18 protein-coding genes and 1 other RNA gene are annotated in these 18,007 nt (G+C 34.4%); 1 reads left to right on the top strand and 18 read right to left on the bottom strand.

Going from position 1 to position 18,007, the window contains the following annotated elements:
- Positions 1–82 precede the first annotated feature (82 nt).
- The 17 genes from xylB to ssrS all read right to left on the bottom strand — a co-directional run bounded on the left by xylB (position 83) and on the right by ssrS (position 16,111).
- Positions 83–1,612, bottom strand: a complete 1,530-nt coding sequence (xylB, locus tag EB239_RS11465) for a xylulokinase (RefSeq protein WP_003870782.1) — start codon at positions 1,610–1,612, stop codon at positions 83–85.
- Between the two features lie 42 nt (positions 1,613–1,654).
- Positions 1,655–2,005, bottom strand: coding sequence for a Lin0368 family putative glycerol transporter subunit (locus tag EB239_RS11470; RefSeq protein ID WP_003870781.1), 351 nt, complete (start codon positions 2,003–2,005; stop codon positions 1,655–1,657).
- On the bottom strand, positions 2,006–2,404 hold the full coding sequence (locus EB239_RS11475) for a Lin0368 family putative glycerol transporter subunit (protein WP_003870780.1): 399 nt from the start codon (positions 2,402–2,404) through the stop codon (positions 2,006–2,008).
- Positions 2,405–2,579: 175 nt separating this feature from the next.
- Complete coding sequence (locus tag EB239_RS11480; protein WP_003870779.1) at positions 2,580–4,034, bottom strand: aldehyde dehydrogenase family protein; 1,455 nt, start codon at positions 4,032–4,034, stop codon at positions 2,580–2,582.
- Positions 4,035–4,424, bottom strand: coding sequence for a dimethylsulfonioproprionate lyase family protein (locus EB239_RS11485; RefSeq protein ID WP_003870778.1), 390 nt, complete (start codon positions 4,422–4,424; stop codon positions 4,035–4,037).
- 42 nt (positions 4,425–4,466) lie between these two features.
- Positions 4,467–4,856, bottom strand: coding sequence for a dimethylsulfonioproprionate lyase family protein (locus tag EB239_RS11490; RefSeq protein ID WP_003870777.1), 390 nt, complete (start codon positions 4,854–4,856; stop codon positions 4,467–4,469).
- 171 nt (positions 4,857–5,027) lie between these two features.
- Positions 5,028–6,002, bottom strand: a complete 975-nt coding sequence (locus tag EB239_RS11495) for a hydroxyacid dehydrogenase (RefSeq protein ID WP_003870776.1) — start codon at positions 6,000–6,002, stop codon at positions 5,028–5,030.
- Complete coding sequence (locus EB239_RS11500; RefSeq protein WP_003870775.1) at positions 5,999–6,898, bottom strand: dihydrodipicolinate synthase family protein; 900 nt, start codon at positions 6,896–6,898, stop codon at positions 5,999–6,001. Before EB239_RS11500 ends, EB239_RS11495 begins: the two co-directional genes overlap by 4 nt.
- Positions 6,899–7,149: 251 nt before the next feature.
- On the bottom strand, positions 7,150–8,076 hold the full coding sequence (locus tag EB239_RS11505) for a class II fructose-bisphosphate aldolase (RefSeq protein ID WP_003870774.1): 927 nt from the start codon (positions 8,074–8,076) through the stop codon (positions 7,150–7,152).
- A gap of 13 nt (positions 8,077–8,089) precedes the next feature.
- Positions 8,090–9,100, bottom strand: coding sequence for a PHP domain-containing protein (locus tag EB239_RS11510; RefSeq protein ID WP_003870773.1), 1,011 nt, complete (start codon positions 9,098–9,100; stop codon positions 8,090–8,092).
- 133 nt (positions 9,101–9,233) lie between these two features.
- A complete protein-coding gene (locus EB239_RS11515) occupies positions 9,234–9,908 on the bottom strand; it encodes an HAD family hydrolase (protein ID WP_003870772.1) in 675 nt (224 codons plus the stop codon).
- Positions 9,909–9,922: 14 nt separating this feature from the next.
- On the bottom strand, positions 9,923–10,384 hold the full coding sequence (gene rpiB / locus EB239_RS11520; RefSeq protein WP_042835558.1) for a ribose 5-phosphate isomerase B: 462 nt from the start codon (positions 10,382–10,384) through the stop codon (positions 9,923–9,925).
- A gap of 9 nt (positions 10,385–10,393) precedes the next feature.
- Positions 10,394–11,341, bottom strand: a complete 948-nt coding sequence (locus EB239_RS11525; protein WP_003870770.1) for a transketolase family protein — start codon at positions 11,339–11,341, stop codon at positions 10,394–10,396.
- Positions 11,334–12,179 (bottom strand): transketolase, encoded by an 846-nt coding sequence (locus EB239_RS11530; protein WP_003870769.1) that lies wholly within the window; start codon positions 12,177–12,179, stop codon positions 11,334–11,336. Before EB239_RS11530 ends, EB239_RS11525 begins: the two co-directional genes overlap by 8 nt.
- A gap of 31 nt (positions 12,180–12,210) precedes the next feature.
- Positions 12,211–13,413 carry a transaldolase family protein gene (locus EB239_RS11535; protein ID WP_003870768.1) on the bottom strand — a complete coding sequence of 401 codons (1,203 nt, stop codon included), beginning with the start codon at positions 13,411–13,413 and terminating at the stop codon, positions 12,211–12,213.
- A 195-nt stretch (positions 13,414–13,608) separates the two neighbouring features.
- Positions 13,609–15,348, bottom strand: coding sequence for a sigma-54 interaction domain-containing protein (locus EB239_RS11540; RefSeq protein WP_003870767.1), 1,740 nt, complete (start codon positions 15,346–15,348; stop codon positions 13,609–13,611).
- A gap of 585 nt (positions 15,349–15,933) precedes the next feature.
- Positions 15,934–16,111, bottom strand: a non-coding RNA gene (gene ssrS / locus EB239_RS11545) — 6S RNA.
- Positions 16,112–16,237: 126 nt separating this feature from the next.
- Between ssrS and EB239_RS11550 the strand changes: the two genes are divergently transcribed.
- Positions 16,238–17,134 (top strand): radical SAM protein, encoded by an 897-nt coding sequence (locus EB239_RS11550; protein WP_003870766.1) that lies wholly within the window; start codon positions 16,238–16,240, stop codon positions 17,132–17,134.
- Here EB239_RS11550 and EB239_RS11555 read toward each other — a convergent pair.
- Positions 17,126–17,983 carry an RluA family pseudouridine synthase gene (locus EB239_RS11555; RefSeq protein ID WP_003870765.1) on the bottom strand — a complete coding sequence of 286 codons (858 nt, stop codon included), beginning with the start codon at positions 17,981–17,983 and terminating at the stop codon, positions 17,126–17,128. The two genes, EB239_RS11550 and EB239_RS11555, sit on opposite strands and share 9 nt — an antisense overlap.
- Positions 17,984–18,007 lie beyond the last annotated feature (24 nt).

The raw sequence follows: 18,007 nt of genomic DNA on the forward strand, positions 1-18,007 counted from the left end.
GATCAAATAGCTTAGAATCTTCGCATATTAAGAAGGGACATAGATACCCCCGTGTAAAAGCGGGGGTATCTACTACTTATTATCACAGTTCGCTTATTTTATCATTAACTTTCTTTAATGCATAATATATTTCCCTATATATATCGTAAACTTTTTCATATTTGCTCTTATTTTCAGCAATTGGCACAGTTCTAGTTTCTATTTTTAGAAGTTTTCTTGCTGCTTCTTTAACTGATGGCCAGAAACCCGCTCCTACCCCTGCAAGTATAGCCGCACCATATGATCCCCCTTCGCCACTGTAACTCACTGTAACAACTTCTGTACCTAATATATCTGCTTGGATTTGTCTCCATTTAGGATTTATAGCTCCTCCTCCACTTACTCTAACCTGTGTGAGGGGAACACCTAATGTTTCAATTAATTTTAATGCATCCTTCAAGCTGAAAACAATGCCTTCTAACACAGCTCTTACAAACGCTCTTTTATCATGCATAACATTTATTCCAACAAAAACACCTCTTGCATTTGGATCAGTGTAAGGGCATCTTTCACCTACTATATATGGAGTAAACAATAATCCATTAGCCCCTACCTCAACTTGCATAGCTTCATTCACTAAAATGTTATATGCATCTTCTCCGCTCAGATTTGCAATAATTTTTTCTTCGAGACCAAATGAATCTCTAAACCATTTGAAAGACCCGCCAGCCGCAAGGGTACATCCGAAAATATTCCATTCTCCTGGTACTCCACCTCTAAAAAGTTGTAAGGAACCTCCTGGATTGCGTCCAAATTTTGAAAGAGCAACGGAAGCAATTCCTGCTGTACCAATTATAAGCATCGCTATTCCTTCTTCAGTTGCTCCAGTTCCTACTGCCTGAGCTAATACATCTCCAGCTCCGCCTACTACTGGGGTACCTTCTTTTAAGCCTAATATTGAAGCTGCTTCAGAAGTTAAATGTCCACTTATTTCTGGACTTTCTACTACATCTGGGAAAATGCTCTTCTTTATTTCAAGCAAATTTATTAAATCATCTGACCATTTATTTTTCTCAACATCATATAAGCAGGTACCACTTGCATCAGAAACATCCGTAGCAATTTTTCCTGTTAATTTATATCTAATATAATCTTTAGCTATTACAAATTTATCTATTTTTTCATAATTTTCTGGTTCTACTTCTTTAATCCACAAAATTTTCCCAATAGTATATCCAGGTAAAGCAGTATTTGCAACATAGTCTATTAACTTATCTTCTCCTCCAACTTTGTTATGAACCTCATCACATTGTTTTCCAACACGATTGTCATTCCACATTATAGCATTTCTTATGACTTTTCTATTTTTATCAAGTGGTACTAGAGTATGCATTTGACCGCTCAATCCAATCGCTGCTATTTCTTCAGGTTTGATTGCAGCTTTTTCTAAAGCCTTCTTTATTGTGTCAACAGTTGCATCCCACCACACTTCAGGGTCACTTTCTGTCCAGCCGGGTCTTGGAACAATAAAATCATATTCTTTTGTTGCTTTAGCTACAATTTCACCTGTTTCGTTAACAATTATCGTTTTACATGCAGAAGTACCAACATCAATTCCCAACACATATGCCATAATATACTCCCCCTTTATCCTTAATGTAAACTTATTAAAACATTAAACTGTTGCATACAACAATAATCCACCCAATAAACCTCCTAAAATTCCTGCCAAAATTGCTGCCCAATTTATTTTTTTGCGATCAAACAAATCAGCTACAAAAGCACCCCAAAATGCCGTCAATGCTTGGTCACTCCATGGTCCTGGAAGATGGCCACTCATTTGTGGCTCAAAAATCAGCCCTATTCCATGATTAACTAACCACACCGTACCCACTATAAAAAATCCTGCAAGTAAGCCTCCAATGCTTTTCCATTCCTCAGCAAGTTTTCCCCACATTAATCCTATTGCCAGTGGAAATAAAATGCCGCCAAATATAGTAGTTACTACATGTTGCCATGTCCACATTTATGCATCACTCCTTCTGAATAGATGTAATAAGTAGCCAGCTATTGTAGCTCCTATTAATTCGAGAACAATGGTCACTAAAGCTGGTCCAATACTTATTCCATGATATAAGCCATAAGAAGCTCTTACCAGTTCGCCATTTGTTTTTAGTTGTATATTACCCCCCAGCAAAGATGAAAGCCATATGGCAAATGCCATATCTATCCATGCACCATCTGGATCATTTGGAAATGCATTTGCATAGTGGTTTAACCACCATGCTGTGGTTATTATAAGTCCTGCTGCAAGCCATCCACCAAGCCAATGCCAATGAGCTAATGCTGAAGGCCATATTGTGAATACACCGTATCCAGCAAAAGCACCTGTAATTGCTCCTATCAAAATTCTCGACAGCTTCATAATGTAAAATACTCCCCCTTTTTTATAAAATTTTTGGTTTTCCTGCAGAACCCCTTTTATGATAAAAGGAGTTCTGCTTTATATTTCAAAGGAATTCCTCCCACCGGTAGAAACCATTTTTACTTATATCGAATACAAAACTAGGTAGAAAGGAATTCCTTTAAAACCAAACTAATTAAATGAAGTAATGTATCCTTACATGTTTTTGGATTAAATACTCATGCAAGCCCTCAGGACCATGCTCTGCTCCTAAACCACTATCCTTCCATCCACCATATGGAGCATTAATTACTCCCGCATCTACATTATTAATAGCAACATTACCTGCCTGAATCTCTTGTGCACAACGTTTAGCTATGTTCATATTATTTGTATATACTATTGCTGCTAAACCATAATTAGTATCATTTGCTAATTGTATTGCTTCATCTATGTTATTAAATGGCATAACTCCAACCGCCGGACCAAATGTCTCTTCGCGCATTATCAGCATATCATGGTTAACATCACGAACAATAGTTGGTTCATAGAAAAATCCTTTTTCAAATTTTGGGCCTGACGGTCTTTTACCTCCGCACACTATTTTAGCACCTTTAGCTACAGCATCGTTTACATGACGTTCAACTTTTTCGACGCCTGCTTTTGTACACATAGGCCCCATATCTACATTTTCGTCTATGAGACTATTCCCGACGACCAGTTTTTTTGTCTTTTCAGCAAATTTTTCAAGAAAAGTCTCATATATTTCTCTTTCTACATATATTCTGTTTACCGCAATGCAAATCTGGCCAGCATTCCTAAAACTACGCCTGACAGCCCCCGTAACAGCAGCATCTAAATTAGCATCTTTAAAAACAATCATTGGTAAACTGCCACCAAGTTCAAGAGTTACTTTCTTTATACCTGAAGAAGCACTCATTTTTAAAATTTCTTTTCCTGTTTCTGTAGAACCGGTAAAGGCAACACGCTTAACCAATGGATTTTCTATTAATGCAGGCCCTACAGTTCCTCCAGAACCTGTTATTACATTTAAAACCCCTTCTGGTACTCCTGCATCCACTAAACATTCAACAAATTTTAAAGGAGAAAGAGGAGTTTCACTTGGCAATTTAGCTACTATCGTACAGCCAGATGCCAACGCACCTCCTATTTTCCATGCCAGCAGTTCAATTGGATAATTCCATGGAGTAATAGCTGCAGCAACTCCAATAGGTTCGTATACAACTATACTTTCTGTATCCTTTTCTTCATTTGCTATTACACGTCCATAAATTCTTTCACCTTCTTCTGCATAATATCTAAGAATTTCTGCTCCTTTTTCTACTTCTCCCTTGGCTTCTTTTACTGGCTTACCCAATTCTTCTGTCATAGTTCTAGCAATTTTTTCAGAACGTTGAAGCACTATTTCAGAAGCTTTTCGAAGAATTTTACTCCGTTGAAATGGATTTTCCTTTTTCCATTTTAGGAAAGCCTCATGCGCTTTTAAAATTGCTTCTTCGACATCTTCTTTAGTAGCTGCTGGAACAGACGCAAACACCTCTTCTGTGGCAGGATTTACCACTTCTATTATTCCGCCCTTTTTTGCATCTACCCATTTTCCACCTATTAGCATTTTATAGTGCTGTACCATCTATATCTCCTCCTCATTCACTTTACCAGTTACCCATACAACAACTAGCGGAATATTGCCTACCTGTCGAGTAGTGTGAAATTCTCTTGGCGGAACATATAATGCATCCCCTGGCTTTATTGGAAATTCGTCATTCCCTACAACCATCACTCCTTCGCCTTGTACTACAAAGTATACTTCTTCCTCATCATGTGCATGACCTGTTGTAGTCCCTGTGGGATATATTATCGTATACCCCATCTTTAAACGCCTAGAAGGCGAATTCTCTGGATCAACCAACCAGTAAGTATCTCTTAGCGTTGGCTTCTCCCTGTTCTTCACCCATGCCCTTAATGACCTCGTTGCATCTACATCCGGTTCCTTAGAATTAACATTTACTACATATTTCATAAATATATTCCCCCTTTAAATTTTTTAACACTGGTTATCTTTCTATATTTCATTCTCATCTAGTTTACCAGTCACCCATACAACAACTAGTGGAATATTGCCTACCTGTCGAGTAGTGTGAAATTCTCTTGGTGGAACATATAATGCATCCCCTGGCTTTATTGGAAATTCGTCATTCCCTACAACCATCACTCCTTCGCCTTGTACTACAAAGTATACTTCTTCCTCATCATGTGCATGACCTGTTGTAGTCCCTGTGGGATATATTATCGTATACCCCATCTTTAAACGCCTAGAAGGCGAATTCTCTGGATCAACCAACCAGTAAGTATCTCTTAGCGTTGGCTTCTCCCTGTTCTTTACCCATGCCCTTAATGACCTCGTTGCATCTACATCCGGTTCCTTAGAATTAACATTTACTACATATTTCATAAATATATTCCCCCTTTAAATTTTTTAGAATATTTTCCAACCATCAGAAGTTATTAGCTTACATTAAAACCCCTTAAATTATTCCATCACCTCCTTCAAAAATCGTTTACTAATCTGTCATAAAAAGTAAGAATTTATTTACTATTTATTTAATACCTTCAGATCAACAAGTTATATATATCCATTTTCTTTTAAGCATTTGTAATTATAAATATATTTTGGTTGACGGCCTTCAAAATAATCAATAACGGCTTGGACAGCTTCTACTGCCATACGTACAGTCGCTTCTTTTGTTAGAGCTGCTGAATGAGGCGATAGTATTACATTCTCAAGTCTTAATAATTCATTATCGCTTGATGGTGGCTCTTGCTGAAACACATCAAGACCTGCTCCTGCGATCCTTTTTTCTTTTAAAGCCTCAATCAAAGCTTGTTCGTCTATTACTGTTCCTCTTGCCGTATTTATTAAATAAGCTGTATGCTTCATAGAATATATAAGCTCTCTCGTTATCATTCCTCTTGTCTCAGGTATATCAGGACAATGCAACGTTACAAAATCTGATTCTTTAAATAGTTCCTCAAGCGTGTCAACAAATTTATAATCATAACCCCTAAACTTTTCTTTTACATATGGATCATAAGCAACTATTTTCATTCCCAATCCATCATGGCACTTTTTTGCAACTAAACTTCCTATATTCCCCATTCCAACAATTCCAAGTACTTTCCCTTCTATCTCCACTGAAATATTAGAGTTCCTCGCTCCCCAATTGCCACTGCGAACAGCTTTATCCATTAAACTTAACTGTTTTGCTAAATTTAGTATCATTGCTATTGTGTGTTCTGCTACAGATAAATTATTTACTGCTGGCAAATTACAAACCAAGATACCTTTTTCTGTTGCTGCATTTACATCTATATTATCAACTCCTGCCCCTGTCCTCGATATTATCTTTAAATGTGGAGCATTCTCGATTACTTCCCTTGTAATCTTTGATCTAGTTCTTAAAATAATAGCATCTACATCTTTTACCATAGATATAAGCGTTTGTTGACTTGTATCAGGTGCTGTAACAATTTCAAATTTTCCCTCTAATAACTTTCTTCCCTCTGGATGTATCTCCTCTGAAAGCAACACTTTTTTCATGCAAGTAGCCCTTCTTCCTGTAAAATTCTTCTAATTTCCTCAATTTCATTTTCATTTAACGGTAATAATGGTAGTCTTGGCTCCATTCCATAATAACCTAACCAATTCATTGCTACTTTAACAGCTGTTACTCCACCTTTGCCGGATATTTTTTCATTAATTTTACAAAGTCTGTTACTTAGTTCTTCTGCTTCTTGATACTTGCCATCATTAAATAATTCTTGAATTTCACAGCAAAGGTCAGGCAGGTAATTTGCCATTGAAAGAACACCGCCTATAGCTCCTTTTTTTAGACCGTCCAAAAATTTATTTATAGAGCCGGAAAGTACATAGAACTCTGCTCCCTTAGGTACAGCATTTACATAATTTCCTATATCTTCTTTTGAAGAATCTTTTATGCCAACGATATTAGGATGTTGCGCAAGTACAGAAATTGCTCGAGGAGAAATTAATACTCCATTTGCAGATCTGGGAATGCAATAAATTGTTATCGGAATAGGAGATTTATCAGCAACTTCAGTATAAAATTTGATTAATGCTTCATCAGTCATTTTACTAGCAAAATAATGAGGTGTAAGAACACTGGCAAAATCAACTCCAAAATCTGCTACTTTTTTAGTAAATTCTATTGTAGCCCATGCTGATTCTCTTCCTGTGCCAGCAAGTAAAGTTTTATCTTTTGATTTACTCTTTGCAACTGTCTTTATAACTTTAATTGCCTCTTCATCTGTTAAACTTCTAAATTCGCCATTGCTTCCTAAGCATAAATAACCTTTTAATTTAGAACTATTTAATTTCTGAATATTCTCTTTCAACTTTTCATAATCAATTTCTTGATTAACAAAAGGAGTTACAAGTGGTGCAAATACTCCTGTAAGTTTTTCTCTTATACTCATTATAGTAATATCCTCCTTTTTAATTTACAGTCATTATTTTCGTTTTGTTTTCTATTTCAGCCTCTACTTTAAGCAGTAAAGCAAAAATTGTGCCAAAACGGGCAAAACGTTTAATAGTGAAGTTTCCTACCGTTTCACAGTCTACATTAAAAACCGATAATGCAAATTTGCCATTTATTTTTTATTTCAATGCAGAAATGCAATGCTTACAGACAGTCTATCATTACCTCATTTGCAAACTAAAGTTATTGTTATTCTATAGCTTCCACATCTTTATTTCCCATTGCAAAACTTCTTTTATTAATAAGTTTTAATATCTCTGGTGCTTTATTAGTAGCATTCAATAGTTGTATTTTTTCTTTTACAGTCTTTTTTACATTTTCTCTTGCTACGGCACCATATTTTCTAACATCAACTAAATCCGGGTTATTTGATAATTTTTCCCTTAAAGCATGGGTAAAAGCCTTATTTAATTCTGTAGCAAAATTAACTTTTGAAATCCCAGCTTTTACTGCTTGAATAACAGAGTCATCCATTACTCCAGAAGCACCATGAAGTACTAATGGTATTTTTACCTTGTCTTTTATTCGTGCTATTCTTTCAATATCTAATTGCGCAGATTGAACTTTCATTCTGTGAGCGCTTCCCACTGAAATCGCCAGTGAATCTACTCCTGTCTTTTCATAAAATTCTAGAGCTTCTTCTGGAGTCGTAAGATATTTTTTTACTTCCTCTGGAGAAAGGGGCCCATGAGCTGCATCAGGTATTTTCCCAATTTCCCCTTCTAAAGGAATTCCCGCAGCATGTGCTATTTCAACTAATTTTTTTGTTTTTTCTATATTCTCTTCAAACGTAAGAGACGACCCATCAAACATAAGTGATGTAAATCCTGCTTTTAATGCTTTTATAACTGTAGAAAAGTTTACTCCATGGTCTAAATGGCATACTACAGGTACTGTAGCTTCCTCAGCTAATACTTTAATTAGAGCCGCAAATGATTTCTCCCCCCCATATGCTATTGCTCCTTCACTTATCTGAATTATCACAGGGGCATTTTCCTCTTCAGCTGCCTCGATTATAGCTTGAACCACTTCCATGTTATAAGCATTGAAAGCTCCTACTGCAAATCCATTCTCTCTTGCATAAATAAGCATTTCTTTACTTGTTACCAGTGGCATTATATCAGCTCCTTTATATTAGATATTCTTTTATGAAATTAAATTCCTGTAATGTAACTCCTGCTTCACCTAGATGTCTTGGGTTAGATACTCCTTTTTTATGATCAGCATGATAATCTGAACCCCCACTAAAGAATTTTACTTTTGTAGAATATTTTGTTCTAATATACTCCTCAATTTCAAAATCTTTTAAATTTCCCTTATAGCTTGTTTTGCTGTAAAGATATCGCGCTTCCATACCGTCGATTCCATGGTTTATAAGCCTTTCTATATATTCTTCTCTTGTTAGATTTCTTCCATCGGGATAATGAATTACTTCATCGATTAAAAAAGGATGTGCTAGTACTGCCGTTCCACCACATGACTTTATTAAATCAATTGCATCAAATGGACTTATTTTTTCCCTTCTTACATTTAATTCAGGATCGTCTCTAACCATTATTTTCGCATCTTTCCATGATGGTGCATATCCCTTTTTGGCCATTAATTCAAATATATGTTTTCTTTCAACTTCGTCTGGATCTCTATATCTTATATTTCCATTTTCATCAATATACTTTAATATCTCATTTTCATAGTCAATTGGCATTCCCTTAGCAGTAAGTATTTCACATAGTTTTCTATATGCTTCTGTTTTGCTTCTCCTCATCCTTTCTACTACTTCCGCTAACAGTGGATTTTCCCAATCCATGCGATACCCTAAAATATGAACATCATCTACATAGGTATCGCATGAAAATTCGATTCCTAATACTATTTCTACTCCATGCTGGTGTGCAAATTCCTTTACGCTAATCCTACCTTGAGAAGTATCCAGATAAAGAGGAGGCGGTACGTCATGGTCTGTAATTGCAACAACTTTAAGGCCACTTTTAGCAGCATTAATAATCAATTCTTCCGGCGAATCATTTCCATCAGAGCGCGTAGTATGACAGTGCAAATCACAATCATACTTTGCCTTTACTGGAGAAGTAGTCACAATTCCTGGAGCTATTGAACCTTCTGTAAAAGATAATATATACAAGAGCCTTGCCTCCTTTCTAATTTTTTAAAATTCATAGTATTACTTTTTATTTTATCATTTATTTTAATTTAGCACGAAAATAGATTTAAAAATCTATTTTCATTCCTGGTCGTGTTTTGTTAAGCATGGATGGTTAATTAATAATTTGTTTTCGTAGTTTTTTAAGATAATAAAATATTAATTTTGTTAAGTTGGTAATTATAAAATCCGGCTGCAGAGCAACTATAGACTGTAAATCACCTGTTCCATATGTCACAGCACAGGTATAAACTCCCGCATTTTTCCCACACAAAACATCTACTTCAGAATCCCCAACGTATAAAGTTTCCTCTGAAATATTATTTATTTTTTTCAATAGCTTCTCTATTATTTCTGAATGAGGCTTTATATTTTCGACATCTTCCAAGCACAATACAACTGAAAAATATTTATCAAGTTCAAAATGTTTTAAAATTTTTTCTGTTAGAGTTCTACACTTAAGAGTAGCAATTCCAATATTAATTTTTCTTTCTTTTAAGAAGTTTAAAGTTTCTTTTACTCCTGGAAATAAAGAAGTATAATTAGTACAAGATTCACTATAAATTTTTTCAAATTTGCTGAATACTCTATCAAACATATGAATATTTTTTTCTCCCAAACCACACTTTATAACTGCTTCAGCACCGTTGCCAATGAAAGATGCTAGTGTTTTTTCAGATAAAGTGGGAAGATTAAATTCACTAAATGCCTTATTCGCAGCTATAACAATATCCTTTTTTGAATCTATAAGGGTTCCATCTAAATCAAAAATAACTGCTTTAATATCCAAAGTAAATCGCTCCTTTATTTAGTCATGCTGCGATATTTTGCATCTATCATTTTAATTTTCTCCACTTTTGGTAAAGAACGTCCTCCTTGAAATTCTGACTCAAGCCACACATCTACAAGTTTTTTAGCTAGTTCTGGTCCTACTATGACTCCACCCATAGTCATAATTTGTGCATCATTACTTTTACGTGCTCTTTCTGCAGAATACACATCATGGCATACTGCAGCTCTTACTCCAGGCACTTTATTGGCAACAATAGCCATCCCTATCCCTGTGCCACAAATAAGAATTCCTCTTTCAAATTCTCCCGATGCAACTCTTTCGGCAAGTGCTACAGCAATATCGGGATAATCCACTGGATTTTTATCATAAACCCCTATGTCAACTACTGCAATTCCTTTAGACTGTAGATGTTCTTTAATAACTTCTTTTAAATCAAAACCAAAATGATCACTGCCCAAAATTATCTTCATCATTTTTCCTCCTCACTTAGTTCTATTTTTAAGAAAATTCTCTATACTTATAGCTATTGTCTCACCATCTAGCCCAAACCTTTTTTTCAACATATCTTCTGAACCTGCCGTTCCAAATCTATTTCTTACTCCTAACCTTAATTGTCTAATTTGCGGCCTTTTTTCAGTTAAAAATTCTGCCACTGCACTCCCTAGTCCACCCGTTGTATTGTGATGTTCAACAGTAATGATATTATCTACTGAAGATGTAAGCTCCAGTAGCAAATCTTCGTCTAATGGTCTTACAGTAGACATATTTACAAGCGTTACTTTTATACCTCTTGACTGCAAAATTTCGGAAGCTTTTAAACTATCATATACTGCATTGCCACAAGCAATAATTAAAGCATCTTTTCCCTCTTTTATAACTTCTCCTTTTCCAATTTTAAAATCTTTCTTTTTGTCAAAAATTATCGGTTCTTCTTTTCTACCTCTAAGTCGCATATAAACAGGACCATTGTATTCAAATATTGCTTTTGTAGCAACATAAGCTTCTGCTGCATCAGCTGGATCTATTATCACTATTCCTGGAATTGTTCTAATCACTCCCATGTCCTCTAGTGCTAAATGAGTAAAGCCCAACCATGCTGATGAAAATCCTGTATCTGTTCCTATCAATTTAACATTTAATTTACTACCTGCCACATCTACTCTTATTTGTTCTGCTGCTCTAAATGCTAAAAAATTAGCATATGATGTGACAACAGGTATTTTTCCACAAAGAGCCATTCCAGCAGCTACACTTACCATAGTCTGCTCTGCTATGCCAACATTAAAGCTCCTTTCCGGAAACTTTTTTATAAAGTCGCCATATCGTGATGCTGAATCCGCTGCAACAGTTACAACATCTGGATTTTTCTCTCCCACCTCAACAATTGCCTCAGCAAATGATGTTCTAGTTGACTTCTTTAATTCACTCATGATAAAGCTCCTCCAATGACATTTCATTTTTTAATTCCTCGTATTGTTCATATGAAAGAACTTTATAGTGCCAATCAACCTTATTTTCAGCAATTTTTAAGCCCTTTCCTTTTACAGTATTAGCAATAATAACAGAAGGCTGACCTTTAACAAACGGAATTTTATTAAAAGCTGTAAGTAACTTTTCTATATCGTGACCATCTATTATTTCTACGCCCCATCCAAAACTTTTCCATTTTTCAGCTAAAGGTTCTAACCGGGTTATATTTTCTGTAAAATCTCCTAATTGCAACATATTTCTATCTACTATTACAATTAAATTATCTAGTCCATAATAAGCAGCAGTCATGGCTGCTTCCCAGTTACTTCCTTCCTGTAATTCTCCATCTCCAGTTATTACAAAAACTCTGTATTCTTTTTTGTCCATTCTGGCTGCTAAAGCCATTCCTACTCCTAGAGCTATTCCATGTCCTAAAGAACCAGTATTAGCTTCTACACCAGGAAGCTTAATTTCTGGGTGACCCGGAAGCATAGTATCATATTTAGTACAAAAATCTCCTAATAATTTTCTTTCAAAAAACCCCATTTGTGAAAGTATAGAATAAAGTGCCAAACATCCATGGCCTTTACTGAGTATTAATCTATCTCTATCAGGCCATTTTGGATTCTGTGGATCTACCTTTAATACACTTTTATACAAAGTAGCTAAAATTTCTGCTAATGAAAGTGCTGGTCCCAGGTGTCCTGTTCCTGCCCGGGTACTCATCCAAATGCAATCTTTTCTTATCAAATCAGCAGTCTGTTTTATCGAATCAATTTCTTCAAAAGTAATGCTCAAAAGAATCAACTCCTTCAGTCATTTTTATTTTTTAAAACAAACTCCTTACATAATTTTCAAGGTCTATAACAGCTTTTGAAAATTGAGTATAAGTAGTAATAGTAGGTTCAAGTTTTTCAAAATCTTCAAGTGGTATTGTAGTTTCGCCATATCCTTCAGCAAAATAGGGAACCCTTAGTAGTTTTTCCATTATCTCATCCGGAACAGATTCTTCACATTTATCTTCAATTGGTCTGTCCATATACAGCATCATAAATGCTTTTATAAGTTCAGGATTCATAGTGTATACTAAATTACAACCTGCAAGTTTTTCTATATGCCATATATACTGTGTTCCATTTACTTTAGGACTAACTCTGCTGGATGCTACTAACATTTTGCTCGGATAATCTCTCTTAGCCAATATCTTGCATGCTTTTTTTGTTATAGCAATTCCTGCCCACCTTTTCATTTCTTCGGTTAGTTCTATTCCTCTCTCTTTGGCTTGTTCTTCAAAAATTTTTGCATCTTCAAATCTTCCTATCATGATTGTAATCACAGAACGCCACTTAGAATAATCGGTTCCATATTTTTCTCCCAGTGCTTTTCCTTGTTTTACGGCTTCGGCTACTGCCATTATTTGTGGTAAAGTATAACAAAGAGTAGCATTTGTAGGTATTCCTAGCGCTGTAAGAATATATATTGCTAAAACACCTGCTTTAGTTGTCGGAATTTTGACCATAATATTGGGTTGTAATACTTTTAATTCAAGAGCTTGCCTTACCATTTCCTTGGTATCCACTGAAATTCTTGGATCTACCTGTGCTGATACATAACCATATTTATAACCTGATTTCTCAAAAAGTGGCATGTAAAGACTTGCACCGCGTTTACACGCTTCTTTGTACGCTTCCCATGTTACTTGGGTATAATCCATTCGAGGATTATCCTTTATAATTTCTTGTATAATCTTTGTCCATTCATCTTTCAAATTATCAAATACCGCTTTTGTAAGCGGGGGATTTGTGGTTACTCCTTTAAAAACCCAATCTTTTGGATCAGATTCTTGGTCCCACAGCTTTTTTAGCTGAAAGCTTATTAAATCCTTTAAGTCTTTATCTTCTATTGAATTTAAAAAGTCATTACACCATTTTTCATAAATTAAAGGATTTGAATCCCACCATAATTCTATATCTGGTGACAATGAGTTAAGCTTTTCCATGGAGCTAGGTTTATAATTTTTGTTTTTATCCATTTAGTAACCCTCCCATTAGCAACTTCTCTATCTCTTATTTAAGCAATATTCATGCCAAAAAAATAAGACCTTGCAGTGTAGTGCAAAGGTCTTATTTTAACTAGAACCTATAATATTATTCACTCAAATATCTTAAGTCTAATTAATGATTTTATGCATTTAAACATTCTAATAACTGCAAAATTGCATTAAAATTTATAATTGCATAGATTCGTATTTCTTTAATTTTCTTATTATTGTAGATTGATCTACTCCTAATACTTCCGCTGCCTTATAACTGCTTCCACACTCTTCTATAGCTTGTTTTATAAGTTGATACTCTACAAGAGCACTTGCCTCTTTTAATGGCATCAATCTGGAAACATGCACTCCAAAAGAGTGATTTGTTTCTTCTTGGTTAAGTAATTCCCCAGGTAAATCTTTTTTTGTTATCTGATCATTTTCAGAAATTATCACAATTCTTTCTATAACATTTTCTAATTCACGAACATTACCTGGCCAGGGATACTTCATAAATACTTCCATTACTTCATTAGTTAGTTGTTTAGAATGACCGTATTTCTCATTATACATATTAAGAAAATGATAAGCCAATATAGGTATATCTTGAACCCTCTCTCTTAATGGAGGTATAGTAACAGGAACCACATTCAATCTATAGTATAAATCTTGTCTAAATTTTCCTTCTTTGACCAATTCTTTTAAGTCTTTATTTGAAGCAGCAATTATTCGCACATCTACTTTAATAGGTTTTATACCACCTACTCTAATAAACTCTTTTTCCTGTAAAACTCTTAACAATTTTACTTGCAACGATAAAGGCAGTTCACTAATCTCATCTAATAATAAAGTTCCCTTATCTGCAACTTCAATAAGCCCCGGTTTACCTTCGCTTTTCGCTCCTGTAAATGCCCCTTTCTCATAACCAAACAGCTCTGCTTCTAAAAGATTCTCAGGTATTGCTCCACAGTTTATTTTTATGAATGGTCCACCACTTCTGCTGATATTATGAATGTATTTTGCTAAAACTTCCTTTCCTACACCTGTTTCTCCATAAATAAGAATAGTAGATTCTGTAGGTGCAACTTTATTTACTAAGTCTACTAATTTTTCCATTTGTTTGCTTCTGTAAATAAGCTCGGAATTCTTAAGATGTGCAATTCTAAGTGAAGATAATTCCTCTTCATATTTCTGAAGTAACTCTTTTGTTTGTTTTAACTCAGCTTTTAGTTTTTCTTCGTCTGTAATGTCTTTTGATATACTAACAATTCTCTTAATGTTATTATCTTTATCAAAAAATGGTGTAGCTGTAACTAATAATTTTCTGCCGGTCTTTGTTTTTTGAATTACAGTAACTTTCTTTTTTTCTTCAATAGCAATCTTTGTAGCCGAGGGAAAGTACATACCATTTTTTTCGAGGTCACTCACATTTTTACCTATGAGATCTTCCGGTTTTAAGCCATATATTTTCTCAGCAGAAGAGCTAATTCTCACTTTTAAACCGGATCCGTCTGTAATGCAGGCCAAATCATCTGAACAAGCCATAAAGGCATCAAGATCAGTTTTAACAAGGTCAAATTCAGCTTTAAGAGATTTCAAATTTTCTAATAAGAAAAAGATTATCTCTCTATATCCAACAACACCCTTTATTTCATTGTAATTACCAATCACCAGAAAAACTTCTCCGTTATAAGTTTCGAAATCAATATTTTCATTTTCCTTAATTATCGAAAATGACATTATAGCCTGGCCCTCAGCTATCTCGCCATTTTCCAATATTGGAATTATTCTTTTGGGTAAGTGATCATTATTTTCATTATTTAAGGTAATTATATAATTATATTTTTTGAAATCAACATTTATGTTTTTATCTAACTCTCTTTCTTCAATCAGCATTATTTTTCTGTTAATAAATCGTGTAATCTTTTCCTTCATACACAATCACACCTTTTGTAATTCTAATTTGTAAAACAATAAAGATATTCTTATTTAATAAATATTTTTCTCTTCATGATTTTATGTTTTAATTCTTTAGGTATTTGTCATTTATAACCTATTATAAAGTAAGAGTTTTTTATTATCCTATTGCATTCATTTTTTCTTAACAGAGAAACTTTTAAAAAGCGAACAAAGAAAGTAATATTATAATTAAGAAAAATATTTACAAATTATGTAATGTAATGGAACACCTCTTATCGTTAGTGAAGTATTATCCTTCAGAAGAGTGTCAAATAGTTCTTAGGAAAGTTACAGTAACAGCACCGAATATTCCATACATAAATCTTTGTAGAGGAAATTACAGATGCACACTTGAGACGGTAAGAATGTAGAACAAGTTTTTCTATAGTAAATCAAAATATCGTAAAACGGTTTCAAAATCAATACTCGCTTACAAATAATTGGCTTTCAATATAAAACAAATATATTTTGTTTTTATCCTTTTTATTAAGCGTATTCACTTTTTATTATATACCATAATAACAAAAATTAAAAGCCCTTCCTTGCAGAAGGACTTTTAATTTTTGTCCCACGAAGCCGTAAGGCTATGTTTTCATACCCGCTCTCGCAGGTGGGTACCCTGTCATCAGCTTCTGAAGTCCTGTCTTAGCAGGCATTTCTTCCACTGATGAACCCGGATTCCCGAAAAAGGTACGTTGGTTGAAAACAAATTAGCCTAATACAAACTTCACAGGATTCATTTGGTTTTTCGTTTACAATTATAGTTTACGACAAATCTTACTAAATTGCAAGTGTAAAATATAGAAAATACAAGCTTTATACAAAAAAATAAAGAATGATATAATATTGAGTGGAGGGAATTTCTATGGAACCAGCAATAAAATGCAATATATGTCCAAGAAACTGCAATGTAGACAGGTCAAAATCAAAAGGACTTTGTAACATGCCTTGGCAGGTAAAAGTATCAAAAGCCTATTTGCATCATTGGGAAGAGCCTTTTATAAGTGGAACAAGAGGCTCTGGAACAGTTTTTTTCAGTGGTTGTAACCTAAAGTGTGTCTTTTGTCAAAATTACGAAATAAGTCAATACCAATTTGGTAAATTTCTAACAGTAGAAGAATTAGCACAAGTATTTTTAAATTTACAAAAGCAAGGTGCCCATAACATAAACCTTGTTACTCCTACAATCCATGTCTTCTCAATAAAAGAGGCGATTTTATTAGCAAAAAGGCAAGGGCTTCAAATACCTATAGTATATAATACAAACGCCTATGAAAATGTAGAAACTTTAAAAATGTTGGAGGGATTAATTGACATATATCTCCCCGACCTCAAATATTACAATGACGCTCTTGCAAAAAAATATTCCAAAGCTCCTAATTATTTTGAACACGCAACAAAAGCCATATTAGAAATGTATAGGCAGGTTGGAATACCTCAATTTGACGAAGAAGGAATATTAAAAAGAGGTTTAGTGATAAGACATCTCATAATGCCGGGATTTGTAGAGGACACTAAAAAAATTCTTTTGTGGATTAAAGAAAACCTCCCAAAAGAAATATATGTAAGCTTAATGAGTCAATATACCCCTTATTATCAAGCTCAAAAGTATCCAGAAATAAATAGAAAAATCACTCCTCAAGAATATGATGAAGCTATAGATTTTTTCTTTGAGATAGGCCTTGAAAATGGCTTAATTCAAGAAATAGAAAGCGCCAGTGAAGATTTCATCCCTGATTTTGATTTAGAAGGATTAGAATAATTTTAGTAAATGTTGTATATCTTGTGGCAAAGGCGAATAAACAGAAATGCTTTTTTCTTCTAAAGGGTGTACAAAAGTAAGCCTGTAAGCATGCAATGCTTGCCTTTTAATATAATCATCAGAAGAGCCGTACAATGTATCTCCTACAATAGGATGTCCAATATGGCTCAAATGTACTCTTATTTGATGAGTTCTTCCTGTTTCAATTTTTACCTTTAAAAGAGAAAACCTTTCACTGCTTTTTATCACTTTGTAATTGGTTATAGCTCTATCTCCTTCCTCGGATACCATTCTTTCAATGCCACTTTGTGGTTTTCTCGATATAGGAAGGTCAATTCGACCTTCCCCTTCCATTTTTCCTTCTACTACTGCAAAATAAAGTTTACTCATAGGCTTTACAATTTGAAGATAATACTGCATAAAAGGACGTTTGGCAAATACAACCAGACCCGACGTACCCTTATCTAAGCGATTAACAGGTCGAATCAAAGCCTTTATTCCTTTATCTTTAAAATACCACGCTACCCCATTTGCAAGAGTACCACTTTGATATCTTTTTGTTGGATGCACAACTACTCCAGCTGGTTTATCAACTATTAAAACATCCTCGTCCTCATAATATATATCCAAACCCATTTTTTCCGGGGCAATATCAGAATCTACCTCGGGAAGGATTAAATCAATCACATCCCCTGGTTGTAAAATTCTTTGTACATTTTCTTTTACGCCATTTACTAATATTTCTCCTTGCCACTTATAAATTCTAATAAGTCTTTTAGAAAAACCTTTGTTCCTCAAAAAATTTTCTAATATAACGCCTTTTTCATTTTCTCCAACGATTAATCTCATTTTCCCACCATTTTCTAATTTATT

Source organism: Thermoanaerobacter ethanolicus JW 200, assembly GCF_003722315.1.
GTDB classification, from domain to species: domain Bacteria; phylum Bacillota; class Thermoanaerobacteria; order Thermoanaerobacterales; family Thermoanaerobacteraceae; genus Thermoanaerobacter; species Thermoanaerobacter ethanolicus.